Raw genomic sequence first — 26,346 nt, forward strand, 5'->3', positions numbered from 1 at the left:
AATTTCAAAAAAATGGGGTGTAGAAGTAAAAACTTCTACACCCCATTTTTTTTGTGAAATAAAAATTATGGTTTGATTATGCGTATGGATCAGTAAGCAGTTTATATTCCCCGTTCTTTTCCTCGACAATTCCTTTCCCGGCCATTTCGGCAAGCATATTCAAAAGCTTATCGCTTTCGCCCGGAGCAAGGACCTTCCCGCCTTCCATCTTCAAATAGGACGGTGGCAGATAATCGGCCTTGCCTCTCTTGAACAGTGCTACCAGAAATTTTTCGGTCAGCTTCTTTACTCTTGCCATATGCAAATCCTCCTGTCTGAATCAACTAATTGAGCATGAAATTCCGCACCCCGGTAAAGAATATCTGGGCAGCGATGGACGCGACAAAAAGTCCCGTCAAACGACTCATTATGTTAAGCCCCCTTCTTCCCAAAAGACGTTTTAGGCTTGAGGATATGAATAACAGAATTCCTACAGTTAATACAGCGGCAACAAGAGAACCGCAGGCCAGAAGCATATCCTGATAACCCTGCACGGAAGAGCCCATAACCAGCAACGCGCCGATGGTCCCCGGACCGACCACAATGGGGATAGCCAGCGGGACAACGGCAATATCGTCATCCTCATTGCCCGGATCGAATTTCTTACCGCCCCCGTTGACCATGTTCAGGGCGGAAAGAAATAGAACCGCACCGGCACCGATCCTGAACGCATCAAGAGTTATACCGAACAGATCGAAAATGTACCTACCATAAAGGTAAAGTATCACAGAGCTGACAATAACCGCCACAGTGACCTTCACTGCCGTTTTTTTACGCTCAGCAGGACTCATCTCCTGAGTCAGGGATATGAACGCTGAGATAGCAAAAAACGGGGTCAAAACAAAGAACAGCTTTAAATAAGTTTGAAAGAATGTTGCGAGCATGGCTTTAACTCACTGTTAAATTTTTGATTATTAAAAGGTAAAATCACCTGTTGTTCAAAATTGATGCAGCTCTTTAACGCTCATTGATTAGACAATCAACATAATTTTAACCCAAAACAAAATTCTTCCAGCCTTTGCGATATCCAATATAAAATCTGTTTCTTTGCGATTCCCCTTTCTTTCTACTTTTGAGCTATGTTACTAATATACGAAGCACCATAGCTATAACTACCATAACACACCCATTTACATTCGGAGAGGTTCATATGCTTAAAAACCTGAAACTGGCAATGAAGTTAGGACTGAGTTTTGCCATAATGATCTTATTGGCCGTTGCAATGGCCTATGTAGGGCATAACGGCATGGCAGGCATCGGAGATCGCGTTGATAAAGCTGATGACGTCAACCGTATGGTACGCATAATTCTTGAGACCCGCATGAGTGAAAAAAACTACATGCTGCGTTCTGATGACTCCTACCTGCAAAAACATAAGGAACTGATCAGCACTCTCGAGTCGCAGGTGAAAAACACTAACTCAAAATTCTCTCAAAAAATAAACCATGACCAGATGGCCGAGCTGAATACGGCTGTAGAGAATTATAACAAAGCCTTTGAAAACTATGTGGACTTGGTCAAAAAACGGTCTGAGACCATGGAGCTGATGCGCACTGATGCACGAACGGCTCTCGCAGAACTGGAGAAAGTGCGTTCCGAGCAAAAAGAACAATTGGAATCTATACTTGTTAATACCAAAATGAATATCATGAACGGAATCGGCAGATCTGAATTTCAAAGTATCGGCGCGCTTTACAACGCAGGCCAACAGAACATTGAAGACAAGCTGGCCAAAGCAGATGATGCCAACAGGGCCATCAAATGGTTTATCACCGCCCGGAAAAATGAGAAAGAATACATAATTTCATCAAATCCCAAATATCTTGAAATGGTAAAATCCGACATCGTACGGATTGACGAACTCATTAAGGACCTCAAACAGAGATTCAACAATCCAACCAATATTGCACAGGTTCAGGGAGTGCTTACGAGCATTTCAGGTTACTTCGGCAACTTCCAAAACTATACCGAATTGATGGCCCTACAGGTTGATGCTGAAAAAAATATGGTTGAATCAGCAAGAGCTGCCGACGCGCAATGCCGTGCGGCACGGGCGGACCAGAAAGCTAAAATGCTAAGCCAAATGGAAACCTCCACCGCAATTCTTTTCAGCGGCACACTGATTGCCCTTCTTATCGGTATATTAATCGCGTTCGTCCTAACCAGAGCCATCACCGGGCCGATCCAAATGGGGGTTCGCTTTGCACAACGTATGTCTGAAGGCGACTTTACCCGTACACTTAATATTGACCAGAAAGATGAAGTGGGCATCCTTGCCGCAGCCCTAAACAACATGGTCAACCGTCTTTCCGTGGTTGTCGGTGAAGTAGGCAGTGCAAGTGAGAACGTGGCTTCCGGCAGCGAAGAACTCTCTGCCACAGCAGAATCTCTTTCACAATCCTCCACAGAACAGGCCGCCAATGTGGAAGAGGTCTCTTCATCCATGGAGCAAATGACCGGTAATATCAGGCAGAACGCGGAAAATGCCCAGCAGACAGAAAGCATTGCGGTCCAGTCCGCTCAGCAGGCAGAAGAAAGCGGAAAAGCAGTGACACAGGCCGTGGAAGCCATGAAAAATATTGCAGAAAAGATTTCCATCATTGAAGAAATCGCCCGCCAGACGAACCTGCTGGCCCTGAATGCTGCAATCGAGGCTGCTCGAGCGGGAGAACACGGCAAGGGCTTTGCTGTTGTCGCCGCAGAAGTGCGCAAACTTGCCGAGCGCAGCGGTGAAGCTGCTCGAGAGATAGGCGACCTTTCTTCCGGCACTGTCAGTGTAGCGGAAAAAGCCGGGGAAATGCTGGTCCAACTGGTCCCGGACATCAAACGCACAGCGGAACTGGTTCAGGAAATAACTGCGGGAAGCAGCGAGCAGCTTACTGGAGCGGAGCAGATTAACAAAGCCGTGCAGCAACTTGATCAGGTTACCCAGCAGAATGCCTCAGCATCCGAAGAAATGGCTTCCACTTCTGAAGAGCTTTCCAGTCAGGCCGAAGAACTGCAACAGACTATGGGGTTCTTCAGGGTCAACAACAATGGCAATGCCCACATACCCCGCGCCCTGCCCGCTTCTGCTCAAGATGAATACAATCAGAAATCAGAACCCGCTTCTTCACCAGGACTGGCTCTGGATATGGGTAATGATTTCGCAGACAGTGATTTTAAAAAGTTTTAATTGAGGTTGACGCACACTCAAAAAGCCCCCCGACACAGTGTGTCGGGGGGCTTAATTTATTTACTTATGACTGCCGGACTTATTTACCGCAGCACTTCTTGTATTTCTTGCCGCTACCACAGGGGCAGGGATCGTTACGGCCCACTTTGGGTTCGCTGCGGCGTTTGGGTTTCTTCTTGGTTTCGGTATTCTCGGAATCGGAATACTCAAGGTCGGACTTGCTTTCCTTGTGCTGGAACTCGTCCTCGCGGACCTCGGTTTCAATACGCAGGTGGCAGAGAGCGCGCACAGTATTTTCCTTGAGACGGTCAAGCATTTCGCGGAAAAGTTCGAAACCTTCTTTCTTATACTCATGCTTGGGGTCCTTCTGACCGTAACCGCGCAGTCCGATACCTTCACGCAGGTGGTCCATATTCAGCAGATGCTCTTTCCAGTTACGATCAAGAGCTTCAAGCAGGAAATAACGCTGAATTTCATGGTAATGATCGCCAGCACTTTCCTTAAGGGTGCCAAGAATATCACCGACCCATTCTTCAGCCTGTTCACGGGCAGGCAGTTTTTCCTTAAACTCATCATTGCGGCTGAAGCCGAACAGTTCATCAAGACGGACACGAACCATTTCCTCGGTCTCTTCATCAAGGGGCTTACCCTTGGCTTCTTCAACCGGGTAATAAGCGTCGTCAAAAAGTTCTTCCACAAACTCGGCAGTCATTTCGCTCATGTCTTCAGAATACATCACGTCACGGCGCAGGGAGTAGATAACCTCACGCTGCTGGTTCATAACGTTATCGTAATCAAGGAGCTGTTTGCGGATTTCAAAGTTATGGCCTTCAACTTTCTTCTGCGAGTTCTCAATGGCTTTGGTGACCATGCCGTTCTCAATAGGCTCGCCTTCTTCCATGCCCAGCTTGTCCATGATCCCGGCGATACGCTCGGAACCGAACAGACGCATAAGGTCATCATCAAGAGCAAGATAAAAGCGAGTGGAACCGGGGTCTCCCTGACGACCGGAACGACCGCGCAGCTGGTTATCAATACGGCGTGATTCATGACGCTCAGTACCTATAATATGCAGCCCGCCAGCCTCAAGAACACCTTCACCGAGTTTGATATCAGTACCACGACCGGCCATGTTGGTGGCGATGGTTACATGGCCTTTGAACCCGGCCTCAGCAACGATTTCAGCTTCCTGCTGGTGATGCTTGGCGTTAAGTACATTATGGGGAATCTTGCGTTTCTTGAGCAGATTGGAAACAAGTTCCGACTTCTCGATGGAAACAGTACCGACCAGCACAGGCTGACCTTTCTTGTACTTGGCGGCAATATCATCAGCAATGGCGTTGTATTTTTCCTGCTGAGTCTTGTAGATAGAGTCAGGATGGTCTTTACGGATCATTGCGGTGTTGGTGGGGATGACGATTACTTCCAGCTCGTAAATCTGTGCAAATTCAACAGATTCGGTATCCGCAGTACCGGTCATACCGGCCAATTTGTTGTACATGCGGAAATAGTTCTGAAAGGTAATTGAAGCCAGTGTCTGGTTCTCAGACTCGACCTTTACGCCTTCTTTCGCTTCAAGGGCCTGATGCAGACCATCGGAGAAGCGGCGTCCGGGCATGAGGCGTCCGGTAAATTCGTCAACAATGACCACCTGACCGTCTTTGACAATGTAATCAACATCACGACCAAAAAGATGGTGGGCCTTAATGCCCTGCATGATGTGATGCTGGAAAGAGATATGCTGGGAGTCGTAGAGGTTGTCGATGCCCAGAATCTGTTCACATTTCATGACCCCGTCATCGGTCATGGTGATGGAACGGCCCTTTTCGTCAACCTCAAAATCCTCATCCCGCTTAAGCAGGGGAATCATGGAGTTGACCCGGCCGTACATGGAGGTAGCATCATCAGATGCACCGGAAATAATGAGCGGAGTGCGGGCTTCATCAATGAGGATGGAGTCAACTTCATCCACAATACAAAAATTAAGTTCGCGCTGAACCAGCTGTTCCTTGTAGAACTTCATGTTGTCGCGCAGGTAATCGAAACCGAACTCATTGTTGGTACCATAGGTAATATCGCAGCCGTAAGCTTCCTGACGCTCTTCATCAGTCAACCCGTGCACAACGACACCAACAGTCAGGCCGAGGAAATTGTAAAGCTTGCCCATCCACTCGGCATCACGCTTGGCGAGATAATCGTTAACAGTGATCAGGTGCACACCTTTACCGGATAGGGCGTTCAGAACAGCGGCAAGGGTCGCCACAAGGGTTTTACCTTCACCTGTTTTCATCTCTGCGATACGTCCGCTGTGCAGCACCATACCACCGACCATCTGTACGTCATAATGGCGCATTTCAAGGGAACGAATACCGGCTTCGCGCACAAGGGCGAAAACTTCAGACAGGATGTCATCAAGAGAAGTGCCTGCGGCCACCTGTTCTTTATATTCAGCAATCTTCTGCGGAAACTGCTCGTCGGTGAGCTTTTGCATTTCCGGCTCAAGGGCCGCTATCTGATCAATCTGCGGTTTCAGCTTTTTAATAAATCTTTCATTTCGTGAACCGAAGATCTTGGAAACAATCAAATTAAACATCTAAATCTTTTCCTTATTTCGTATGCAAGAAAATTTGATGCGCGACGCGCTTTTGCCGGGTAATTTCGCCTCCGGCAGCCAAAGGATCAAGCAGCTCTGCTCTCCATATCCGTAAGACTAGAAGTACAACTTCTCACCTAACGGCTATGGGCCTTTGGAATCCCTATATATTTAATTTCTTTAAAAAAGCCCATCAAGTAGGCATATTTTTTAGTAGCGGATGATATTTAATAAGGCTTTATTTCAAAATATCAAGCCAATGGCAGGCAAAATAATCATCTTTTACAAGAGTGGCAAGTTGAATCACGCAGGCAGAGCAACCACTCACAATCTGCCCGCCCGGTTGCATGTTCATCGTCAGCTGCTCAAGGCAGTGTTTTCCCACCTGCCTTGAAAGCTCCGGTGCGCCCAACTGCATGATCCCGCCGAAACCACAGCAAAGATCGCCCTGCACCGGAAGCAGCCTCTCCCCGGCTATCAATTCAACCAGCTTGCGGTCTGAATCGACTTCCGGAGCATGGCAGGGTTTATGATAAGCAACCTGAGACGGAGCATTATCAAGCAACGCAACTTCCGCATCGAGTAACAGAAAGGATAATGTGGTCAGGGATTCTTGCCAACGAGCATAAAGCTCCTCATCCCCCGCAAAATCATTCAGAGCATACTCTTTCAAACCCTTCAAGCAAGTAGCGCAAAATATAATCAGCAACGGACAGTCCGCATCTTTCCAGACTTCAATATTTTTCGCCCGAGAATCGGCCTGACGCTCCAGCAGTCCGGCACTGCCATAGGAAGAACCGCAACAGTAGAACTGCCCGCCTTCGGCCCGGATCAAACCCATGGAATCCATGAGACGCTCAGCCTTTGTTGTCCAATCCTTGCGGGCGAAACGGCCCACACAGCCCTTGAACAACATCACTTTGCGCTTTTCAAATTTAACCTGCGGCAGCAACTCCACCCACGGTTCAGGGCTCTTGGCAAAAAGGGCCTCCATCCGTTTCCGAGCCGAACCGAAAGGTTCCGGTAAAATTTCAGGGGAGAACCTTGAGACCGCAGCAGCCATGGGCCAGAGAAGGCCGGGACTTTTCAGCCACAAATCCCAACAGGATTGAGTAAAACCTTTTGATTTAGCGCGCAGGTCGGAAACCAGTTCCGGGCCGGACATATTCTGAGGGCAATTCTTTTCACATCGTCCGCAAGACAAACAAAGCGAAGCAAGAGACTTAAAATCCCGCTCACTAAGCCCTTCCTCCGAATCAAGAGACTCAAGAAAGAACTTGGCCCGTGGAGTCAGTTCTTCACGCCCGGTAACTTTGAATAAAGGGCAAACCTCAAGGCATTTTCCGCATTGTACGCAACTTTTAGGGGCAGCCATCAGACCACCTTCCCGGAATTCATGATCTTCAAAGGATCGAAAGTTTTCTTAATACCACTCATGAGCCGCTGCTGAGTTTTATCCAGCTGCATGTTGATATATTGGGCCTTGGTCAACCCTATACCGTGTTCACCGGAAAGAGTGCCGCCCAGATCAAGGGTCAGGCTGAAAATCTGCTGCTTGGCTTTGAGTGCGTTCTCCTGTTGTCCGGGAGCGTTTTTGTCATACATGGTGCTGACATGAATATTGCCGTCTCCCAGATGCCCAAAACAGAGAACAACAACCCCAAGCTGCTCCCCAATGGCATGGTAGCCCTTAATGGCCTCGGCAACTCGTCCGCGGGGTACGGCAACATCTTCGCCCTGCTTGTTGGGAGCAAGATTAAACGCCGCCGGACTGATGACCCGGCGCAATTCCCAGAGCCGTTCCTGATCCTCGCCGCCGCCTTTTTCCACAAAGGTAACCGCAACATTCCGCAAAGCCTCTTCAATGCGTAAAAGATCGGTTTTCACAGACTCCGCAGAACCGTCGATTTTAAGCAGAAGCAATCCCCCGGTTCCTTCAGGCCACGGAATATCCGAATGCATCTCCAAGGCCCGGATGGTATTGCGGTCCATGAGCTCCATGGCTGTGGGCAGAATTCCGCAACCGAACACAGCCTCAGCTCCATTCAGGCAGCCATCAAGATCCTTGAATCCCACCAGCACAGATGCCGATGTTTCCGGCAGGAGCAACAGCTTAAGGGTTGCCTCGGTAACCAACCCCAATGTTCCGGCAGAGCCGACCATAAGCCGGGTCAGGTCCAGCCCGACTACATTCTTCTGGGTGCGGCCTCCAGTGCGAATGACTTCACCTCCGGGCAGGACAACTTCAAGGCCGAGCACGTAATCGCGAGTCACTCCGTATTTCACGGCCCGCATCCCCCCGGCGCAAGTGGATATATTGCCGCCGATGGTAGAAATTTTCATGCTTGCCGGATCAGGCGGATAAAACAGCCCCTGCGCTTCCACAGCCCTCTGCAAGTCAGCGGTAATCACTCCCGGCTGGGTAACAGCGACAAAATCACGCCCGTCAATATCCAGAATAGAATTCATATCAAGCATAGAGACCACCACCCCGTGGTGGACCGGAACGCAGTTGCCAACTTTATTGGTCGCCCGTGCACGCGGATAAATCGGCACCCGTTCTGTCTGTGCCCACTTGAGTAGCTCCGCAACTTGTGCGGTATCTTGCGGACGCACCAAAGCCAGCGGTTTTGCGTGTCTCTGGCTGGCATCCACGCCGCAGGCCAGCAAAGTTCCGTCATCAAAGCTCGATTCCCTGCCGGGGAATAGATTTTTGAGAAATCTTTTATGGGAACGGGATAATTGTTCTGGATATTGTTTCATATGTTTGGCCTCCGGCGGCTTAAACCCTTTTCCAAAAGGGTTTAAGAATCCCAAAACGTTTTATTAGGGCTACGCCTTTTCCCAAACCTTTTCAACGCAATCCAATAACGCTCTAACAACCGGATCGTCCGCTTTATTGCGTGGAAAACCAAAATATAATCCCACTTCGATATGCCCGCCGGGCCAAATGAAAAATTCGCCCTTTTCGACCCCTTCGGCGGCTTCGTCAGCGCGCATGACGGTAATGCCGTTACCGGACTTGACCAGCGCGTTGTGGGTATCTTCGCTGTCAGCAATCATGGACTTGGAAACTTCGAGATCGCGGGAGGAAAAAGTTTCTTCGAGCTTGACGTTAAAAGAACATTCTTCCGGGGTCCAGATCCAGTCCAGTTTGGAAAGGTCTTCCCAATTGGCATCGGCCATGCGATCCTTCCATGAAGCCGGACCGACCACGTGCAACATGGTGTTCTCCAGCAGAATACCGTCCACCTCTTCGGGCGCGCAATTGGAATAAAAAAAGCCGCCATCAAGCTTGCGGGCGGCAATATCACTGCGGATTGTCCAAGTGGGCATCTGCACCAGACGCACAGATAAACCCGGAAACTCTTCCTTGATCAATTTAATGAGCTGCGGAGTCCTGAGATACACTGGAGATGTTTGCAAGCCTAATCGGGCTTCACCGGAAAGCTCCCCCTTCAGGCTCAGGGCCTCGGATTCAAATTTCTCAACAGAATCTAGAATATCACGGGCTTTTTCCAATAACAGCTTGCCTTCAGCTGTAGGCTGCATGCCCTTGGGGGTGCGTAGAAAAAGGCGCACGTCAAATTCTTCTTCAAGGGACTTGATATGCAGGCTGATGGTGGACTGGCTGGCGTGCAACCGTTTAGCCGCACGGGTCATATTCCCCTCTTCAACCACCACCACGAATGTCTTAATCTGATATAGTTCCATATTTTTTAGCCACTTAACTGCGCCATTTCAATAACCGGGAAATGGTATCAGAAATTTTAAAGGGAGGGTTCGATTATTCCCATTGGATTGAAAACATGAAAACGGGCAATAAGGATTCATCGACCACGTGATTTTATAATCTTGATCACGCATACAGGAGAACGACCATGAGTAGCATCAGCGCATTTATGACTGAGATTTTCACCCCTGAAAACAGCGAAGTTGGCCGCGAAAGGAAACTCGACCCCGTAACCGGAACGGTTAAAACAATTTTCTGGGTCGGCGCAGCAATGGTTTTCACCATTCTTGTTTCCGGTCTCCAGTAAACAAGCCTTGATTCATTAAGGTTACTATACCCTTATCATGCTTTCTCCACCCACCGGCAAGGGGTGGATGAGAACTTTATGCGGCTCGTTGGCCGGCTAGTAATTAGCCAGCTGACGGGCCGTATCTCTTGCTATATCCCTGCGCTTGAGTTCTTCCTTGCGGTTATGGACATTGCGGCCCTTGGCAAGAGCGATCTCAAGCTTGATTTTCCCTCTTGAGAAGTACAGCTTCACCGGAACAACGGTCAAGCCTTTCTGGTCTACTCTTGTCTGCAATTTTTCTATTTCACGTGCGTGAAGCAGCAGCTTACGCGGGCGGTCCGGCTCGTGCTGGGTGTGGCCTGCGTGATCATAAGGAGCAATATGGATGCCGATCAACCATGCTTCTCCATCCTTAAAATTAATATAGCCGTCCATGAAACTAACTTGCCCCTGACGCAGGGACTTGACCTCGGTTCCCTTGAGCACCAGCCCGGCTTCCATGGTTTCCACGAATTCGTAATTACGGCGGGCCTGTTTATTGAGCGCAATGGAAGAAGGGCTCTTCTTCTTTTTCTTTCTAGCCATGATTTATGATTAACCTGTGATCTCTTCGTTATCCAGAAGCGACGCAAAAAAGGTCAACTCTTCGGGATACTTTTTATAAATATTGTCCGTAACAAGACGGTTGATTCTGCTTACAGTGCGGCAACCGAGTACGTCTTTAAGCAATTGCTTGCATTCCTGCATATTAAGCTGCCGGAGGATACGCTTGATGCCGGGGATAGCCTGCGGGGTAAGACTCAGGCTGTCAATCTGCATACCCATCAGGATGGGTACGCAATAAGGATCGGAAGCCACCTCGCCGCAGAGGCTGACCCCGATACCGGCCCGGTGCCCGGCATCGACAACGTACTTAATAGATCTCACCACCGCCGGATGCAGCGGCTGATAAAGATAAGAAACATGCGGGTTGGTACGGTCAATACCAAGACTGTACTGAATCAGGTCATTGGTGCCGATGCTGAAGAAATCCACTTCCTGCGCCAGAATTTCGGCAATCATAACCGCTGCGGGCAGCTCAATCATGACCCCGATGGGCATATTTTCATCAAAAGGGATACCCTCTTCACGCAGCTCCTGCTGTGCTCGGGCAAGGGCACTCTTGGCCTGCAAAACTTCTTTCAGTCCGCAGATCATGGGAAACATCATGGACACATTGCCGTGGACACTGGCCCTAAGCATGGCCCTAAGCTGGGTCTTGAAAAGCTCCTCATGCTTGAGACAAAAGCGCATGGCCCGTAATCCCAGAGCCGGATTGGCTTCATCAAGTGCTCCGAAATGGGACATGAATTTGTCCGATCCGAGATCAAGAGTACGCAGGGTAACCGGACGCGGGGACATAATCGCCGCAAGTTCTGAATACTTTTCAGCCAGTTCATCCTCAGTGGGCAGATCGGTGCGGTTCAAGTAGGCATATTCGGTCCTGAACAGACCAATACCCTCACCGCCGTTGTCTATAACCGCCGCAACCTCTTCGAAAAGTTCAATATTTGCATTGACTTGAACCCGGTAGCCGTCTTCTGTCTCAGCCGGAAGCTGACAACCGCGGATAATGGTCCGCTGGTAATCATCAAATTGGGTTTCAAGGGTGTAATAGTGCTCAAGCTCATCATCAGTGGGATCAACCAGCACCTTTCCGGCCAGACCGTCAATAATGACCAGATCGCCGTCCACAACGGAATTTTCCAGCTCCTCAGCCCCAACCAGAGCGGGGATATTGAGGGTACGGGCCAGAATACCTGTATGTGAGGTTTTACCGCCAAGGGTGGTCACAAAAGCCATAAGCTTGTTTACTTCAAGCTCAATAGTATCTGCGGGGCTAAGGTCATGGGCCATAAGCACCACACGCCCTTCCACAGGACGCAGGTTGGCTTCGCCGCCAATGAGCTTGGCCTGCACCCGCAGGGCTACCTGACGCACGTCCTGCATGCGTTCACGGATGTAGACGTCCTCAAGTGCGCCAAAGGCTTTTCCAAGGTCATTTACGGCCTTGTCCATTGCCCATTCGGCATTGATCTTGAGCTCGTCAATATATTTCAGGGCCGAGGATTGAAGTTTGGGATCCTTGAGCATCATCAGATGGGAATCGATGATCAGCTGGTGTTCCTTAAGCTCTTCAGGCACCTTTTCCCGGATAGCTGCAAGCTCTTCCACGGCATCACTGAACCCTTTTTTCATCCGCTCTTTCTCGCCCTCCACCATATGGGTGGGCACAGTCTGCCTCGGCAGTCTGGACGAGATGCTGCGGTTAAGAAAAAAGGCCTTGCCTATGGCTATACCTGTTGAGACGGAAATTCCGCTGACGACCGCTCTGGCCACTTACTTTTCCTCGCCGAATCTGTTTTTAAAAAGTTCCTCAAGACAATCAAGGGCAGCTGAGGCATCAGAGCCATCAGCCCGCAGTTCAAGGACACAGCCCTGCGCTGCCGCCAGAGTAAGCACATCCAGAATGCTTTTGGCGTCCACTTCCTGAGATTCGCAGACAACCATGATGTCCGCTGCAAAATTCTGGGCTTCCTGCGCAAGTTTGGCTGCCGGACGGGCATGCAACCCCAACTGGTTGGTCACAACCACTGTCCGGGCTACGACCTCCCCGTCTACCGGGGCTCCTTCGCGAAGCGCGCTCTCTTCAGTCATTTCTCATTAATCCTTATATCTTATTTTTTCAAAAGAAAAAATCACAGCATATGCAAAGTCAGCAGTCCGATAACAACGACCAGAACCGCAACTATTTCACGGGCAATTTTGCCGGTGGCTACCAGCCAGCCCAGCACTCCAAGAACCGCGGTCCCCCCGTACCATTCAAATCCATGTAACGGGCGGGGCCAGAGCTGAAACCAGATCAGCAGCACAAGGAAAGCGTTGGCGTACTTAAGCCGCTCTCCCCAGTTGATCAAGTCCCATCGTTTAAGTTCATCCAAGAATCCCAGCCCCTTATTAATACCGGACCAGAAGGTGAATGCCTTGAAAGATTGCAGCACCGCAAACGACACTAAACCGAGTAGCATAGCCTGCACATGATGACCAGCCAGCAGCATATTCACTGTCGCCAAAGCCCAGAAGATCAACGCGCTGCCGGAGAAAACCGAGTCGCCGATGGCTGAAAGTGTGTAACTGGTGGTATTTTTCAACTTGTCCAGCAATTGGACCGGGAATCGCCCGTCCCTGATCTGCACTTCCACAGACAGGAATATCGCCACCAGCAGCGGAGCCCAGAACGGATGCGAATTGTAATGCTTCACATAACGCCTGCGAGCCTTGGACAGCTCTGCCGGGTCGTCATAAATAGCCTCAAGACCGGGCTGCATAGCATAGGAAAAGCCAATATTCTGCAAGCCGCGGGTGTTGAAGCCCGCCCCTACAAAATAGGAACGCAGAAAGCATCTGGCAAAGGCCAGACCTAATGGTTTCTGTTCTGCTGCTTTATCCATTTAAATTATTTGATGCGCTTCGCGCTTTTTATTAAAAGATTTCGCCTCCGACGGCTTAAACCCTTTTTGTAAAAAGGGTTTAAGAATCCCCAAAACTTCTATTAGGGCTTCGCCACTGCTGACGCACAACGTCTAAGTGCGCTTTTTCCTTTCAGTTACCTTTTCATAGACCGCTTTAGCTGTCCAGCCTTCGACCTTTTCGGCGATGCGTCTGGCAATGACTTTCGGCTTGTCGCCGGACTCCATTTCCGCGTCGATCATCTGAAAAATATCTTCTTCGGAAGCCGGACCTTCATTTACCGGAGGGCCGATGACCACGGTGATTTCGCCGCGCAGCTCTTCGGATACTTCCGCCCAGTCTTCGAGGTTGCCGTTGATGAACTCCTCGTAGTCCTTGGTCAGTTCCCGGCAGATGGAAAATTCGCGGTTACCGAGGGATTCATAAGCCAGATGCATGGTTTCCCGCAATCTGGATTTACGCTCGAAGAAAACTATTGTGGCTCCGGTCTGGCCGTAGACTTCGAAGAGTTTGCGCATCTGCCCTTCCTTACGCGGCAGAAAACCGAGAAAGGAAAACGGGTACGGCGGCAGACCGCAGCCGGAAAGAGCCGTGACCGGGGCACTGGGACCGGGAACAGGAACAACCCGCACACCATGTTCGCGACAGGCCCGAACCACCCGGTAACCGGGATCGCTCATAAGCGGGGTTCCGGCATCGGAGACAAGAGCTGCGTCATTGCCATCATCAAAGTGAGCCAGCACTTTTTTGATGCGCTTTTCCTCGTTGTGCTCATGCAGGCTGACGAAACTCTTGCCGCAGATATCCAGCGACTGGAGCAGCTTGCCTGTGCGACGGGTATCTTCCGCAAAAATGAGGTCGGCAGAAGCCAGAATTTTTTTAGCCCGCTCGGTGATATCACCAAGGTTGCCAAGCGGTGTTGCCACCACCCATAGAGTTGAGGTCGAATGCATTTTCTATGTGCTCCGCCCGGAATCCGGTTCCGTCGTCGGTTACAATAATTAAATCAAATCGGCAGGGCCGCTCCCAATAACCAAATGCTGAAAGGTAGCGGGTCGCAGCCTTGATCAGTTTCTTCTGTTTGGCCGGGGTCACCGCTTCTATGCCGGACCGGGTATTGCGACCCCTTCTGGTCTTCACTTCCACAAAAATAAGTTCATCGCCCTTTTCACAGATAATATCCAGCTCCCACTGCTTCCAGCGCCAATTGCGCTGCCGCACTGAGTAACCGCGATTTTCCAGAAAACGAACCGCGTAATCCTCGCCCGCCTGACCGAAATCTAAATGCCGGGCAGACACATACGCTCCTGCTTGGGCTTCTTCTTTTCAGGCAGCACGCCTTTAAAAGTCATACGGTGCACCGCGCAAGGGCCGTGCTCTTTCAAAGCATCCAGATGAACTTTGGTGCCGTACCCCTTATGAATTTCAAATCCATAATCAGCATAACGCTTGGCCAGCTGCACCATGAGCTTATCCCGAAAAGTCTTGGCCAGAATGGAAGCAGCCGAGATTGCCGGAATTTTCAAGTCACCCTTGACCACCGCTTCCTGCCTGAACCCTGCTACACCATTCAAATGCGGCGCAGGGATGGTCTTGTTGCCGTCGACCAGCAGCATTTGAGGCTTGACCTTGAGATGAAGAACAGAACGGCCCATAGCCCGAAAGGTGGCCTGCAAAATATTTATCTGATCCACAACCTGCGCACGGCTCATACCGAGTGCCCAGCAGACGGCCTGCTTCTTAATTTCAACAGCAAGCCGATCCCGCGCAGCTTCATCCAATTTCTTGGAATCAGTCAGCCCCGGCAGATCATATTCTTCGGGCAGAATCACCGCACCGGCTACGACAGGACCAGCCAAGCAACCGCGCCCGGCTTCGTCGATACCAGCAGTAATGAGGCTCTGTGTTTCCATCCCCGGCAACATATTTTCAGACATAGGTGGCGAAGCCTTAATAAAAAGTTTTGGGATTCTTGCACTAGCTCTTAGGCGAGCGTTTTCCCGTGAGCCTTAGAGATAGCGACAGTGAAACAAACCCTTTTGCAAAAGGGTTTAAGCCGCCGGAGGCATTAAAAAAGTAAAAAACCGCCATACCCGAACTGATTCAGTCCGGGAATGACGGTTTTCAACACTATATTGCGTACCCGTTGCGGACTGTAAGTCCTTCCGGGCGTAACCGCGAAGCATAAAGCTTCGTGGCCTACCAAGCCTGTTTGGACTTGATACGTGCAGCCTTACCTTTAAGGCCACGCAGGTAGTAGATGCGGCTGCGGCGTACTTTACCTTCAGCAACTACCTCTACACGCTCGATGTAGGGGGAGTGTACGGGGAAAACACGCTCAACGCCGATACCGTCAGAAATTTTGCGGACGGTGAAGGTGGAGTTGGTGGTACCATTACGGTAACGCAGAACAGCACCCTGGAAAACCTGGATACGTTCTTTTTCACCTTCGATAATACGCAGGTGTACCTTTACTGTGTCGCCTGCTTTGAAAGCGGGCATATCAACACGCATCTGTTCGCGTTCGATGTTTGCAATTACGTTGCTCATTTCGCTACTCCTTATATAAATTCTTATGCGGCACCCGAAGGCGGACTCTACCAGGCGTCTCCCAATAGCCTGTCAACCGTGATCGCCACCGCACTTCTTACTGATAAATGGTTGTATCCGTCCATGAACCTGATAGGCCGTAAGCTGCCTTCTGCCATGTCCAGAATTTCGGGAGCCAACCCGTGACCGGTACCGAAGACAAGCAGGACGGGATTTTCTTGCAGCATTTCACGAACATTGTTCATGGTCGTACTGCCCGCGCCCCGTGCGCTGGTGGTCACCAGTATCGGCTTCTTACCCGTTCCCGACTCAATATGCTCCACCACATCTTGCAGGGAATCTTTCACACCTACCTTGGAAAAAGCTGCGGCTCTGTCCGGGTTGAACTTGCTGCCCGGTCCCGAGGTCCAGTGAGAAATAATCCTTTCGGCCAGTTTCTTCTGATCCTCGATGGGAGTCACCGCAAAAAATCCACTAAGTGAATACGAGCGGGAAACGCGGGACATATCGTGAATATCGAGGTTTGTCAAAGAAACGGCGGCCTTTTCTCCAAATTTATTTAGCACCGGATAGTGCACCAGAGCCATATAAAGATTTTTTCCCAAACGTTTTCGGGGTATTGTGCGCAAATAACGCACATCATCTTTTTTTAGCCCTTCTGCTTCAGCTAAAAGCTCCGGACGCCCTTCCAAGGTCTCGTCCAGAGACTTTTTTCTCCGCCATTCTTCGATCAGGGCGTGATTCCCTGAAGAGAGAATTTCCGGCACGGCCTGCCCCTCAAATTCCGGGGGACGGGTGTAGTGCGGATACTCCAGAAGACCGGAAGAAAAGCTCTCCTCAGTGCCGGAATCGGAATGGCCCATAAAATCCGGCAGCAGGCGTGCTACAGCTTCAACAAGGCACATGGCCCCGGCTTCACCCCCGTTAAGCACGAAATCCCCTACGGAGACCGTTTCAACGGGAAAAATATCTTCAAAGCGGGCATCGATTCCTTCGTACCTTCCACAGACGAGAGTCAGCTCCTCTTCTTTGGAAAGTTCCACAGCCAGCTTTTGAGTCAGAGGTTTACCCTTGGGCGAAAGCATGATCAGCCTTTTACCTTTGGGGCAGCCACCTTCCTTTGAAGGACGTATACCTACGGAATCGAGAGCCTTGGCAATAGGGTCAATAAACATGACCATGCCCGGCCCGCCTCCGTAGGGACGGTCATCAACGGATTTATGGCGGTCTGTTGTAAACTCGCGGGGATCGACTTTATTGAAAGAGACTATGCCCTTTTCAACGCCTTTACCCATGAGCCCGTGAGACAGCGGGGAATCAAAGAACTCCGGAAAGAGTGTAACCAGATTAAATTTCACTATGTCCAGCCTTGGAATTTAAAAAAGCGGCACTCTGCCCTATTTCTTTTTCTTCCCGTTATCTTTCTGACTGCTCTCGACGAGATAGATGTCGAGCAACCCTTCAGGGGGAGCCACAACAACTTTTTCCGCGTCCAGATCAACAGACAAAACAAATTCCTCCACAGCAGGGAAAAGGATTTCCTTACCCTCTGAAGAAGAAATCACCCAAGTTTCCTGCCCCGGGGCAAGAATAAAATCCGAAATGGTGCCAACCACAGTCCCGTCTTCAAGCTCGACGCTCATACCTTCAAGATCGTGCATGTAGACTTCATCATCCCCGACTTCGGGAAGATCCGCTTCACGCACGAGTATTTCCATGCCGCGCAGGCTTTCCGCCTCATCACGACCTTCAATACCCTTAAAAGTAATCAGCATGCGCCCTTTGTGCTTTCGTGAAGAGCGCACAACAAAACGCCGGGGCTTCTGTCCTTTCTTTGCCAGATAAAGACAGGGAACCTCGTCGAACAGAAAAGGGGAGTCCGCATGAGATTCAATGCAAACTTCCCCCCTGAGACCATGTGGTTTGACCACCTCGGCGACTACGAGCATTTCCATAGCAGCCTGTAGGTATGGTCAGGTTCGAGGACTCTTATTCCAGAATTTCCAGAACAGAGCGTTTTCTCACCTTGGTTGATGCAGCACCGAGCAGGGTTCTCATGGCACGCGCGGTGCGGCCCTGCTTGCCGATAACCTTACCAAGATCTTCTTTAGCGACCTTGAGTTCGATTACGGAAGTCTGCTCCCCTTCGATTTCGGTGACAACTACTTCATCCGGATTGTCAACAAGCGATTTCGCGATGTACTCTACTAAATCCTTCAACATGCCAACAACCTCCGCTTCTGATTTCGAGTGTGTACCGTGAGTAGTGAAGAAGAATTCGAACCTGGTGAGATACGAACCCTAGGAATTTGCTTTGAGGAGAGATTTAACAGTGTCGCTAGGCTCTGCGCCTCTCTCAAGCCACTTCTCTACTTTTTCCTTGTCAATTTTCACTTCAACAGGCTCAACCATGGGGTTGTAATAACCGCAGAAGTCCAAAGGACGACCGTCACGTCTGGTTTCGCTGTTAATTGCTACGATTCTGTAAAAAGGGCGCTTTTTGGAGCCCATACGGGTCAATCTGAGTTTAATAGCCATTGTCTACTTTCCCCCATATAATCTTAAATTAAGTGGTTCGTTAATAAATTGCAAGCAAATGCCCACAAAAAAACTATTTCTTCTTTTTCTTGCGAGCCTGCTTTTTAAGCTTTTTCTTTTTGCGGGCCTGAAGGGTCTTTTTGCTTTTGGCCTTTGAAGGCTGGGCCATTCCGCCCATTCCTTCCATGCCTTCCATGCCTTCCAATCCTTCCATACCGGGCATTCCCGGCATTCCTGCGCCGCCGCCAAGTCCGGGCATTCCGGGCAGATTCGGCATCTTGGGCATTTTGCCCTTTCCGCCTTTGCCGCCCATCATTTTCTTCATCATCTTGCTCATCTGCTCAAAATTCTTGAGCATCTGATTGACCTCTTCGAGCTTCACGCCGGACCCTTTTGCAATCCTCTGCCTACGGCTGGGATTAATAAGCTTGGGCCGCCTGCGCTCTTCCATGGTCATGGACGAGATGATGGCTTCTATCCTGTTCAGTTCCTTATCCGGAATCTCCATATCGCCGAGCTGTTTAGTAAGCCCGCCGAGTCCGGGGATCATTTTCATGATCGAACCCATGGAACCGATCTTCTTCATTCTGCGCATCTGGGTGCGAAAATCCTCAAGGTCGAATTCGGCCTTGCGAAACTTTTCAGTCAGCTTTTCAGCCTCTCCCTCATCCATCACAGACTGGGCTTTCTCGATCAGGGAAAGTACATCCCCCATACCGAGAATTCTTGAAGCGGCCCTGTCCGGGTAGAAGAGTTCAAGCTCAGAAAGCTTTTCACCCACACCAACAAACTTAACGGACTTACCGGTGACGGATTTGATGGAGAGCGCCGCACCGCCTCGGGCATCACCATCCATCTTGGTAAGGACTACACCGGTAACATCAAGTTTGTCGTCAAAAGTGGAAGCAACATTGACAGCGTCCTGCCCTGTCATTGCGTCTGCCACGAAAAGGATTTCATCCGGAGTGCATTCTTCCTTGATGGAGGCAAGCTCATCCATCAGGGGTTCGTCAATATGCAGTCGTCCGGCTGTATCGAAAAGCAGAACATCACATCCGGCTTCTTCCGCCTTGACCATAGCGTCACGGCAGATGTCCACGGGGTTCATTTCCGTTGTGGACGGGTAAGCCGGCATATCCAGCTGCTTGGCCAGCACATGAAGCTGATCAATTGCAGCGGGACGGTAGACGTCGGCAGGGACAAGGTAGGGTTTGAACTTCTTGCGCCGCAGATATAAGGCTATCTTGGCTGAAGAAGTGGTCTTACCGGAACCCTGAAGGCCGACCATCATGATCTTGGAAAGTTTGCCCTTGGTGAGCTGCAACCCTTCCTGTTCGCCACCGAGCAGCTCGGTAAGCTCCTCGTTAACGACCTTGATTACCTGCTGACCGGGAGAAAGTGATTTCTGGACCTCCTGCCCGAGAGCACGCTCCTTTACCTTCTCCACAAAATCTTTAACGACCTTGTAGTTAACGTCTGCTTCGAGAAGAGCAAGGCGCACTTCACGCATTCCGGCCTGGATGTTTTTCTCATCCAGCCGTCCCTGCCCCTTGAAATTCTTAAAGGCTTCGGAAAGTCTATCTGATAGGCTGTCGAACAATTCTCTTACTCCGCCGGCTAAGCATTTTTACGCGCAAAAATCTCAAAAGCTCCACCTTTCCTCGATTGATGCTGGTTGCGTAAAGAAAGGGATTGTCTGTTAAAGCTTTTATTTTCCCAAGTCAAGAGAAGACTCATATCAACTTTTTGGAAAATCACAAACACTTATCGTACACCCGGAAAAAATTACTTGCAATATTCCTTGCTTTTTTCAGCAATGAACCGTTTAATTGTATATTCTTACATAACTTTATTTATACAGCGCAGGGAGAAAAGAAATGCCCAACATCGTCAAGGCAGAAGAATTTCATCTTGTTGACCCCATGGGAAGATTAAGATCAAAAATATATATTTCAAATGAAGGAAGAGTAGTAGCTGACATTTACGATTCCACAGGACAGTTGAACAATCGGGTCGACCTGCAAAAAAACGTCAAACTCGGCCCCACCGCCCACCAGAATGTAGCTCCGCACAAAAAAGAAACATTAGGAGCATGGCACGCGCGCATAGCAAACGAAGTCAAGCTGAGCCAGTCCAAACTGCATGTCGGTTCATACAAACTCTACATCGATTTTGTGGAGAACAACACCATGGCCAGCGGCAAGTATCAGAATGAAGTAATTGAAGTTTCCGGCGAAATAGTAGATGTTTCCACTAAAGGATTCGGCGACCTGCACGTAGGACTCAAGGGAATTTCCAACTTTACCGCCGAAGTAATCTGTCATTTTACCGAAGATCAGATTCCGGTGGTCAGCAACCTCAAGCCGGGCGTAAAAGTGCGCATCAAAGGAAAATGCACTGAATACGTCAACAAGAGAGTCAAAATCTGGGGTTGCCAACTACTATAGGCCGGAGTCTTCATAAACGCCTATGCCAGTATCAAAGCAATTAAAAAAAGAACTACAGCACACAGCTGACGAATGCATTGATTGCGGTAAATGTATGACGAAGTGCCGTTTTCTAGCAGAAAGCGGCTCACCCGTTTCAATTGCCCTGCGGGCACTTTCATCTGATGAAGATGCGGACAGCGTTGCGATTCGCTCATACGCCTGTTCCACCTGCGGACTATGTTCGGCTATCTGCCCGGTGGCAGCAGAACCGGACCGAATGTTCAAGGAACTGCGCAACCACGCCCAGACCAATGCCATTTTCCGCCTGGACAAATACGAACCGCTTCTCAACTATGAACGGCTCGGCCAACGCTTCCCGTTCAAGGGCGAATTTATTCCTGATAACTGCACAACCGTTTTTTTTCCGGGGTGCACCCTCCCGGCCATGCACCCGGACGCCACCAGAATCACCTATAAAATTCTTAAACGCGAAGATCCCGCTATGGGATTGATCCTGAACTGCTGCTCCAAACCATCCAAAATGCTGGGCCGTAAAAGCAGGCACGAAGAAGCTCTTGCCGGACTCATCAACAGATTGGAACGCAAAGGAATAAAAAAAATCCTGACAGCCTGCCCCAACTGCCACGTGACATTCAAGGAATTCAATTCCAAGCTGGAAATCATTTCTATATATAAAAGGCTGCGCTTTTCGAAGTTCATCCCGGTCAGGCCGAACTTAAAAGAGGTCACTGTTCATGACCCCTGTGTGATCCGTGATGAAACAGAAATGCACAAACATGTGCGCACCCTGCTTAAGTCTCTCGGAATCAGGGTTGTAGAAATGCGTCACAACCGTAAAAAAACCCTTTGCTGCGGCGAGGGCGGAGCAACTCATTTTTACAGAAAAGCCTACGCCAAATACTGGTCACGCAAAAGAATAACCGAAGCCCAGAGAACAGGGGTGCCCATGGTTACCTATTGCGCGGGATGCGTTAATTTTCTTGGCTTCAAGTATCCGACCGCCCATGTGCTGGACCTGCTGCTGGTTAAGCGCAAAAGAATACCGAAGCCTGTTGTTTTTCCTTTCAATTACCTCAACCGTTTAATCGTCAGATTCAGCAGGCGATGACAATCAAACGTTTTTTTAACTCCGGACCTTCTAATCCTGAACATATCCATGTAACACAATTGCTAATGAGTTCAGACAATACCACCTTTACGGCCTCAGATTTCCCTCTTGCCCTGTTCAGTCTGGGACTGCCTTTAACCATGGCAGCTTTCAGCCTCAGCGGATACGGAGTTCCCGACAATCTGGCAGTGATTCTTGCCACCGGACTGGCTGTACTGGGTCTGCTCCTCGAAATTCTTCGCGGTGACGATGACAGTGTTGCCCCAATCTGGTTCAAGGCCGGAATACCAGCCCTGCTCATCACCTGGATTTCATTCCAGTGCTTTACCGGATTAACCCGTCCACTGCTTGACCAACTACCACTGCTCATGGAAGCAAAGCCCCTGCTTTTCTTGCTGGTAACCGTCCTTTGGCTGAACCTATTCCCTCCGCCGAAGCCCAGACAAATTTCCTTCTGGGCCAGCTGGCTGGCCCTGCTCATCTGCGCTGAATTCGGGCTGCGCTTTTTCCTGCTTCACGAGCCGGCAATGCCATCCCTTTCAGGCATATCAAGCATTACAGGCCCAATCCTTCTGGTTGGGCTATGCGCCACCCTGCACAATTCCGAAAAGAGTACGTTTCCCCGACTGCTGATTCTGGCCGGGATATTCTGCTCTCTCGGCCGGGACATTGCCTTAACCGCTGTGCTGATCCTGCTTATCTCCGGCCCCAAAGGCGGCCTGAAGAAATTTCTATTGATTCTCTGCATGCTCTTTTTCAGCTACCTCTCTCTACAAGTGCAGGAAATGACCTTTATGAACAGGCAGGACCTTCCTTCCTACTGGCTGTGGTTCTCCATACTGGAACTGTTTACAAATAACCCGGAACTGCTGCTCAGCGGCTTCTCTCTTTCCGTACCCTTGCCCCTTAATGTTCCGGCTTCATTGTGGACCATCTGGCACGGACAGCAGCACGTATGGACCGGCTCAGGCATATACATGTTTCATATTCTGCCCTTCTGGCTGCATCTGCTCAGCGCCTGGGGACTTGCCGGCCCCTGCCTTGCCGCCGCAGCGGGAACTGCTTTCTACAGACGGTTTCCCTCAAACATGCTGGCAGGACTACTCACGACCATTGTTCTCTGTGGATTCTTCTCTCCGCTATTCTATCACCCTGCGTGCGCGCTGGTTCTTTTCCCGGCTTTTATCACTGCCAGCAGCCCGGAAGTACAATCCTTCAGATTTGAGTAGCAACTAAAAACAACCTTCACTCCCGCTCTCCCAATCTTTAACTGCTTTTTTTATTTAATTATTACTTTACGATATTCTTTTGACCTACAAACGTATTACAATTGTATTTCTAATCGATATAAATTAAATTTCAATTTCGACTCTTAACCAAGTAGAACTCACTATTTATTTAATTTCATTTTGTAATACAAATGTATTGACATTTGTCTTTTAAACAGTAAGATCCATTTCAAACACAACAGGTAAAACAGGCAAAATGAGCAGAAAAGTTAAATCCGTGAGAGTTCCCCTTGAACTGGAAACTCTGAATCTTTCCAAACTGATAAGGGAATTTGAGAACTACCTCAGAGACCTTGAATCTGCCACTTTGCTGAAACAAGAAGGCAACCGTGATGCAGCGGAAGCCCTGATCAAGACAAGGCAACTGGATTTGGGAAAGAGAATTGCTAAAATGATATGGGAAGCCAGAGTCGAGTATGGTAAAATCAAATAGATTTTATCTTCGTAATACAAAAAGTAAACAAAACGTATTACACAATATATTCGATCAAAACCAAAGATCAGGGTTGCCATTATGAAAGCAAAAAAGATCAGCAAGAGCAGAACCTTAATGACCTACCGGGTCTTACCGCAGGACACCAACCCTGCCGGAAACCTGCACGGCGGAGTTCTGCTGAAGCAATTGGATCTGGTCGCTGCCACTTGTGCCATGCGCCATGCGCGCAAGCCGGTGGTTACAGCTTCCATTGACCGCATGAACTTCCTGCGACCCGCTTATGTAGGAGAGCTTATCAACCTGCATGCCAACGTTAATATGGTCGGCAGGACCTCCATGGAAATCGGGGTCCGGGTTGAAGCGGAAAATCTTTTAACCGGCGAGATAAGGCACACCAACTCTGCCTATCTTACCTTTGTCGCCATGGGGGAAAACGGTAAACCTTCCCCGGTTCCATCCCTGATCCTTGAGACCGGTGTGGACCATAGGCGCAACAGGGAAGCCACGGAAAGACGGGCTATGCGCAAGGAAGAAAAAATGCGGGAAACCGCTTCAGCAGCGCAGAACGGGAGCAGAGAATAAATCTCATCATACACAGCTCGAACAGCACGGATTACGTCCGAAGTCAGCCGAATCCGTACTGATTGCATCTACCAGCAGATTGCAAGCTACTCCGAGTCTGGTTTCTGGCCGGGAGCTCCACCCTCCCGGCTAAAAATTTCGGCATCCTGCTCCTAGGGCGTCCGACCGGGATTAACCCGGTCCCGGCCGGACGCCTCGCCCTTTTTCAACACCGTAAAGGCCGGAAAGCCCCCTCATGTGAACGTTCGCATGAGGGGGCTTTCCACGCTTATTCTGCTTACAAGACAAAAACATTATGCAAATTATGCCATTATAAAGTACGATTGAAGAAGACATTCACCAGACTCACTAAAAGCAACAAAGTAAATGCCAAACAGACACTATCTGCAATTCATATTTTTCATCCTCTTTATCGCGTTCGGCAACACTGCTGTTTTGGCGGAACCGACAATATGGTTCCAGCCCGACTTCCCGCCATACGCCATCACTAAAGGGGCGGACAAAAAATTCGGTATCGATAACCGCATAATCGAGTATGTATCTGAACATCTCTCCATGAATGCCTCCTCGTTCAAAACAGCCAACTATGGCCGCATACTTGAAGAACTCAAAAAAGGAACCCATGGTATAATCACGCCGCTCTTCAAGACCACGGCAAGAGAAAAGTTTGTACGCTACACATCACGTCCAAGCTATTTTGTCTTTTCCAATGGAATTATATTCAACCGGACTGACAAAAAGAAGTACTCTCCATTCCTGCTCAAGGACGGCACAATAGACCTTGAAGCCCTCTGCAAATCAAAGAGATTCCGCATAGGCATAAGCTCGGGCCGCTCATACTCCGGTGTCATCGATAAGATAATACAAAAATACAACTATGGTCGGACATTTACGATCAGGCTATCATCGGATCATCTCGGCGTTCTCAAAATGCTAAAGCGAAAAAGAGTGGACGCAGCTTTCGGATTTCCCGTTGAAATTAAGTACGCTCGCTTGAACAAAGAACTCGTATTTTGCAAAGTAGCCGACATGCCGCCGATCACCCCGGTATACTTTGGCGCGCCTCAAAACAAATTCGGCTACAGCATGGTTCGCAAAATCAATAAACTTTTGGAACAGACCAATGCCACGGATATATTTGCATCATATTATACCTATTGGCTGGATGAAGAATTGATTGAAGAATACTACAAACTGCGTCGTGAATACAAGTTCAGTACCAACTAGCTTAGCAGCTGCCTACGGCTTTGAAACAAGCCGCATCCTGCGTCCCAGCCCTATCCCTTGTTCACTTAGAGCAGCTTCATAGGCCCAGCACTCAACTCCGGCATCAAGGGCTTTGTAAAAAAGCTCCGCGTATTCGGGATCGATAAAATCAGCAGGCCCGAAACATTTTCCATCACTGCGCTGCACAAAAAAGAACAGCGCGACCCGGTCACCTTTGGCCGCCAAATCCATCAGCTCCATGAGATGCTTGCGCCCGCGCTCGGTCTGGGCATCGGGAAAACAGGCCACCTCGTCTTCCACAAGGGTTACGTTTTTGCACTCTACCCATAACCTGGGGAGCTTGCCGGCATCATCCGTAAAAAGACCATCGAGACGGCTGCTGCCCACTTTGGCCTCACGCTTGAGTGATGTATACCCCTCGGCTTCAGCGAGCTGCTCAGCCTCGAACGCAGCTTGCAGCATCTTGTTAGGTACGGAAGTATTAACTCCGATCATTTCACCAAACGGCAGGACTGCTTCCAGAGTCCACTTAAGCTTGCGCTTAGGATTCTGAGCCGGAGAAATATAGATTTCCTGCCCTTCCCGCAGCAGTCCGAGCATGGAACCGGTATTATTCGTATGCACACCGACAACTTCACCATCGAGCATGGCTTCTACGGTGAAACGTTTATAGCGGCGTATGAAAATAGCCCTGCGGCATCCTTGCGGATAAAATATTAACGGTTCTGACATTTTACATTCCTTTCCGTATGTGATTATAGCTTTACAGGGACGGGCCGCCTTAACATTTGTCTGGCAACAAAGCTAAGAATCAAAGAGGGTTGCTT

At 49.5% G+C, this 26,346-nt stretch carries 28 protein-coding genes; 8 read left to right on the plus strand and 20 right to left on the minus strand.

Annotated elements, in window-relative coordinates; genetic code table 11:
• Positions 1-76: 76 nt before the first annotated feature.
• A complete protein-coding gene (locus FMS18_RS14330) occupies positions 77-298 on the minus strand; it encodes a hypothetical protein (RefSeq protein WP_163295363.1) in 222 nt (73 codons plus the stop codon).
• A 25-nt stretch (positions 299-323) separates the two neighbouring features.
• Entirely contained in the window at positions 324-923 is a 600-nt protein-coding gene (locus FMS18_RS14335; RefSeq protein ID WP_163295364.1) for a MarC family protein, read from the minus strand.
• A gap of 266 nt (positions 924-1,189) precedes the next feature.
• On the opposite strand from FMS18_RS14335, the gene FMS18_RS14340 reads away from it, so the two are divergent.
• Positions 1,190-3,214: a methyl-accepting chemotaxis protein gene (locus tag FMS18_RS14340; protein WP_163295365.1), complete on the plus strand. Its 2,025-nt coding sequence runs from the start codon at positions 1,190-1,192 to the stop codon at positions 3,212-3,214.
• Positions 3,215-3,293: 79 nt separating this feature from the next.
• Here the strand turns inward: FMS18_RS14340 and secA are convergent, their stop codons facing one another.
• The 4 genes from secA to FMS18_RS14360 form a co-directional block, all read right to left on the minus strand.
• A complete protein-coding gene (secA, locus tag FMS18_RS14345) occupies positions 3,294-5,807 on the minus strand; it encodes a preprotein translocase subunit SecA (protein ID WP_163295366.1) in 2,514 nt (837 codons plus the stop codon).
• A gap of 238 nt (positions 5,808-6,045) precedes the next feature.
• Positions 6,046-7,182 carry a (Fe-S)-binding protein gene (locus FMS18_RS14350; protein WP_163295367.1) on the minus strand — a complete coding sequence of 379 codons (1,137 nt, stop codon included), beginning with the start codon at positions 7,180-7,182 and terminating at the stop codon, positions 6,046-6,048.
• The gene (locus tag FMS18_RS14355; RefSeq protein WP_163295368.1) at positions 7,182-8,570 is read right to left on the minus strand and encodes an FAD-binding oxidoreductase; all 1,389 of its coding nucleotides are present in this window, start codon (positions 8,568-8,570) and stop codon (positions 7,182-7,184) included. Before FMS18_RS14355 ends, FMS18_RS14350 begins: the two co-directional genes overlap by 1 nt.
• A gap of 69 nt (positions 8,571-8,639) precedes the next feature.
• On the minus strand, positions 8,640-9,521 hold the full coding sequence (locus FMS18_RS14360) for a LysR family transcriptional regulator (RefSeq protein WP_163295369.1): 882 nt from the start codon (positions 9,519-9,521) through the stop codon (positions 8,640-8,642).
• Positions 9,522-9,688: 167 nt separating this feature from the next.
• On the opposite strand from FMS18_RS14360, the gene FMS18_RS20490 reads away from it, so the two are divergent.
• On the plus strand, positions 9,689-9,847 hold the full coding sequence (locus FMS18_RS20490; protein WP_203544659.1) for a hypothetical protein: 159 nt from the start codon (positions 9,689-9,691) through the stop codon (positions 9,845-9,847).
• Between the two features lie 96 nt (positions 9,848-9,943).
• Here the strand turns inward: FMS18_RS20490 and smpB are convergent, their stop codons facing one another.
• The 13 genes from smpB to ffh form a co-directional block, all read right to left on the minus strand.
• Positions 9,944-10,414 carry an SsrA-binding protein SmpB gene (gene smpB, locus FMS18_RS14365; protein ID WP_163295370.1) on the minus strand — a complete coding sequence of 157 codons (471 nt, stop codon included), beginning with the start codon at positions 10,412-10,414 and terminating at the stop codon, positions 9,944-9,946.
• A 9-nt stretch (positions 10,415-10,423) separates the two neighbouring features.
• Entirely contained in the window at positions 10,424-12,208 is a 1,785-nt protein-coding gene (ptsP, locus tag FMS18_RS14370; protein WP_163295371.1) for a phosphoenolpyruvate--protein phosphotransferase, read from the minus strand.
• A complete protein-coding gene (locus tag FMS18_RS14375) occupies positions 12,209-12,526 on the minus strand; it encodes an HPr family phosphocarrier protein (RefSeq protein ID WP_163295372.1) in 318 nt (105 codons plus the stop codon).
• A gap of 41 nt (positions 12,527-12,567) precedes the next feature.
• The gene (locus FMS18_RS14380) at positions 12,568-13,320 is read right to left on the minus strand and encodes a PTS system mannose/fructose/sorbose family transporter subunit IID (RefSeq protein WP_163295373.1); all 753 of its coding nucleotides are present in this window, start codon (positions 13,318-13,320) and stop codon (positions 12,568-12,570) included.
• 132 nt (positions 13,321-13,452) lie between these two features.
• The gene (gene rsmI, locus FMS18_RS14385) at positions 13,453-14,292 is read right to left on the minus strand and encodes a 16S rRNA (cytidine(1402)-2'-O)-methyltransferase (RefSeq protein WP_163295374.1); all 840 of its coding nucleotides are present in this window, start codon (positions 14,290-14,292) and stop codon (positions 13,453-13,455) included.
• The gene (locus FMS18_RS14390) at positions 14,237-14,638 is read right to left on the minus strand and encodes a YraN family protein (protein ID WP_163295375.1); all 402 of its coding nucleotides are present in this window, start codon (positions 14,636-14,638) and stop codon (positions 14,237-14,239) included. Before FMS18_RS14390 ends, rsmI begins: the two co-directional genes overlap by 56 nt.
• Positions 14,620-15,276: a ribonuclease HII gene (locus tag FMS18_RS14395; protein ID WP_163295376.1), complete on the minus strand. Its 657-nt coding sequence runs from the start codon at positions 15,274-15,276 to the stop codon at positions 14,620-14,622. Before FMS18_RS14395 ends, FMS18_RS14390 begins: the two co-directional genes overlap by 19 nt.
• A 262-nt stretch (positions 15,277-15,538) precedes the next feature.
• Positions 15,539-15,889 carry a 50S ribosomal protein L19 gene (gene rplS, locus FMS18_RS14400; protein WP_163295377.1) on the minus strand — a complete coding sequence of 117 codons (351 nt, stop codon included), beginning with the start codon at positions 15,887-15,889 and terminating at the stop codon, positions 15,539-15,541.
• 47 nt (positions 15,890-15,936) lie between these two features.
• Positions 15,937-17,247 (minus strand): tRNA (guanosine(37)-N1)-methyltransferase TrmD, encoded by a 1,311-nt coding sequence (gene trmD, locus FMS18_RS14405; protein ID WP_163295378.1) that lies wholly within the window; start codon positions 17,245-17,247, stop codon positions 15,937-15,939.
• A gap of 39 nt (positions 17,248-17,286) precedes the next feature.
• Positions 17,287-17,844: a ribosome maturation factor RimM gene (rimM, locus tag FMS18_RS14410; protein ID WP_163295379.1), complete on the minus strand. Its 558-nt coding sequence runs from the start codon at positions 17,842-17,844 to the stop codon at positions 17,287-17,289.
• A 34-nt stretch (positions 17,845-17,878) separates the two neighbouring features.
• Positions 17,879-18,112, minus strand: a complete 234-nt coding sequence (locus FMS18_RS14415; protein WP_012765792.1) for a KH domain-containing protein — start codon at positions 18,110-18,112, stop codon at positions 17,879-17,881.
• Positions 18,113-18,190: 78 nt separating this feature from the next.
• Complete coding sequence (rpsP, locus tag FMS18_RS14420) at positions 18,191-18,427, minus strand: 30S ribosomal protein S16 (RefSeq protein WP_012765791.1); 237 nt, start codon at positions 18,425-18,427, stop codon at positions 18,191-18,193.
• A gap of 73 nt (positions 18,428-18,500) precedes the next feature.
• On the minus strand, positions 18,501-20,027 hold the full coding sequence (gene ffh / locus FMS18_RS14425) for a signal recognition particle protein (RefSeq protein WP_163295380.1): 1,527 nt from the start codon (positions 20,025-20,027) through the stop codon (positions 18,501-18,503).
• A 277-nt stretch (positions 20,028-20,304) separates the two neighbouring features.
• On the opposite strand from ffh, the gene FMS18_RS14430 reads away from it, so the two are divergent.
• The 6 genes from FMS18_RS14430 (at position 20,305) to FMS18_RS14455 (ending at position 25,519) form a co-directional block, all read left to right on the plus strand.
• On the plus strand, positions 20,305-20,874 hold the full coding sequence (locus tag FMS18_RS14430; protein ID WP_163295381.1) for a hypothetical protein: 570 nt from the start codon (positions 20,305-20,307) through the stop codon (positions 20,872-20,874).
• Between the two features lie 22 nt (positions 20,875-20,896).
• Positions 20,897-21,985, plus strand: coding sequence for a (Fe-S)-binding protein (locus FMS18_RS14435; RefSeq protein ID WP_163295382.1), 1,089 nt, complete (start codon positions 20,897-20,899; stop codon positions 21,983-21,985).
• A gap of 65 nt (positions 21,986-22,050) precedes the next feature.
• Entirely contained in the window at positions 22,051-23,214 is a 1,164-nt protein-coding gene (locus FMS18_RS14440; RefSeq protein ID WP_163295383.1) for a hypothetical protein, read from the plus strand.
• Positions 23,215-23,470: 256 nt separating this feature from the next.
• Complete coding sequence (locus tag FMS18_RS14445; protein ID WP_163295384.1) at positions 23,471-23,707, plus strand: hypothetical protein; 237 nt, start codon at positions 23,471-23,473, stop codon at positions 23,705-23,707.
• A gap of 81 nt (positions 23,708-23,788) precedes the next feature.
• Entirely contained in the window at positions 23,789-24,292 is a 504-nt protein-coding gene (locus tag FMS18_RS14450; RefSeq protein ID WP_163295385.1) for an acyl-CoA thioesterase, read from the plus strand.
• Positions 24,293-24,658: 366 nt separating this feature from the next.
• Positions 24,659-25,519, plus strand: a complete 861-nt coding sequence (locus FMS18_RS14455; protein WP_163295386.1) for a transporter substrate-binding domain-containing protein — start codon at positions 24,659-24,661, stop codon at positions 25,517-25,519.
• Positions 25,520-25,531: 12 nt separating this feature from the next.
• On the opposite strand, the gene sfsA is transcribed toward FMS18_RS14455, so the two are convergent.
• Positions 25,532-26,251, minus strand: a complete 720-nt coding sequence (gene sfsA / locus FMS18_RS14460) for a DNA/RNA nuclease SfsA (protein ID WP_163295387.1) — start codon at positions 26,249-26,251, stop codon at positions 25,532-25,534.
• Positions 26,252-26,346: the final 95 nt, after the last annotated feature.

Origin of the sequence: Desulfovibrio sp. JC022 (assembly GCF_010470665.1) — a bacterium.
Lineage (GTDB): Bacteria > Desulfobacterota > Desulfovibrionia > Desulfovibrionales > Desulfovibrionaceae > Maridesulfovibrio.

Coding starts and splice junctions, on each gene's coding strand:
- rsmI (WP_163295374.1), bottom strand. CDS start 14,292: ATGCATTCGACCTCAACTCTATGGGTGGTGGCAACACCGCTTGGCAAC.
- FMS18_RS14445 (WP_163295384.1), top strand. CDS start 23,471: ATGAGCAGAAAAGTTAAATCCGTGAGAGTTCCCCTTGAACTGGAAACT.
- rimM (WP_163295379.1), bottom strand. CDS start 17,844: ATGGAAATGCTCGTAGTCGCCGAGGTGGTCAAACCACATGGTCTCAGG.
- FMS18_RS14380 (WP_163295373.1), bottom strand. CDS start 13,320: ATGGATAAAGCAGCAGAACAGAAACCATTAGGTCTGGCCTTTGCCAGA.
- FMS18_RS14415 (WP_012765792.1), bottom strand. CDS start 18,112: ATGTTGAAGGATTTAGTAGAGTACATCGCGAAATCGCTTGTTGACAAT.
- FMS18_RS14450 (WP_163295385.1), top strand. CDS start 23,789: ATGAAAGCAAAAAAGATCAGCAAGAGCAGAACCTTAATGACCTACCGG.
- FMS18_RS14360 (WP_163295369.1), bottom strand. CDS start 9,521: ATGGAACTATATCAGATTAAGACATTCGTGGTGGTGGTTGAAGAGGGG.
- FMS18_RS14435 (WP_163295382.1), top strand. CDS start 20,897: ATGCCAGTATCAAAGCAATTAAAAAAAGAACTACAGCACACAGCTGAC.
- rpsP (WP_012765791.1), bottom strand. CDS start 18,427: ATGGCTATTAAACTCAGATTGACCCGTATGGGCTCCAAAAAGCGCCCT.
- FMS18_RS14395 (WP_163295376.1), bottom strand. CDS start 15,276: ATGTCTGAAAATATGTTGCCGGGGATGGAAACACAGAGCCTCATTACT.
- sfsA (WP_163295387.1), bottom strand. CDS start 26,251: ATGTCAGAACCGTTAATATTTTATCCGCAAGGATGCCGCAGGGCTATT.
- FMS18_RS14350 (WP_163295367.1), bottom strand. CDS start 7,182: ATGGCTGCCCCTAAAAGTTGCGTACAATGCGGAAAATGCCTTGAGGTT.
- smpB (WP_163295370.1), bottom strand. CDS start 10,414: ATGGCTAGAAAGAAAAAGAAGAAGAGCCCTTCTTCCATTGCGCTCAAT.
- secA (WP_163295366.1), bottom strand. CDS start 5,807: ATGTTTAATTTGATTGTTTCCAAGATCTTCGGTTCACGAAATGAAAGA.
- FMS18_RS14330 (WP_163295363.1), bottom strand. CDS start 298: ATGGCAAGAGTAAAGAAGCTGACCGAAAAATTTCTGGTAGCACTGTTC.
- FMS18_RS20490 (WP_203544659.1), top strand. CDS start 9,689: ATGAGTAGCATCAGCGCATTTATGACTGAGATTTTCACCCCTGAAAAC.
- FMS18_RS14355 (WP_163295368.1), bottom strand. CDS start 8,570: ATGAAACAATATCCAGAACAATTATCCCGTTCCCATAAAAGATTTCTC.
- FMS18_RS14335 (WP_163295364.1), bottom strand. CDS start 923: ATGCTCGCAACATTCTTTCAAACTTATTTAAAGCTGTTCTTTGTTTTG.
- FMS18_RS14375 (WP_163295372.1), bottom strand. CDS start 12,526: ATGACTGAAGAGAGCGCGCTTCGCGAAGGAGCCCCGGTAGACGGGGAG.
- FMS18_RS14430 (WP_163295381.1), top strand. CDS start 20,305: ATGCCCAACATCGTCAAGGCAGAAGAATTTCATCTTGTTGACCCCATG.
- rplS (WP_163295377.1), bottom strand. CDS start 15,889: ATGAGCAACGTAATTGCAAACATCGAACGCGAACAGATGCGTGTTGAT.
- FMS18_RS14340 (WP_163295365.1), top strand. CDS start 1,190: ATGCTTAAAAACCTGAAACTGGCAATGAAGTTAGGACTGAGTTTTGCC.
- FMS18_RS14455 (WP_163295386.1), top strand. CDS start 24,659: ATGCCAAACAGACACTATCTGCAATTCATATTTTTCATCCTCTTTATC.
- FMS18_RS14440 (WP_163295383.1), top strand. CDS start 22,051: ATGAGTTCAGACAATACCACCTTTACGGCCTCAGATTTCCCTCTTGCC.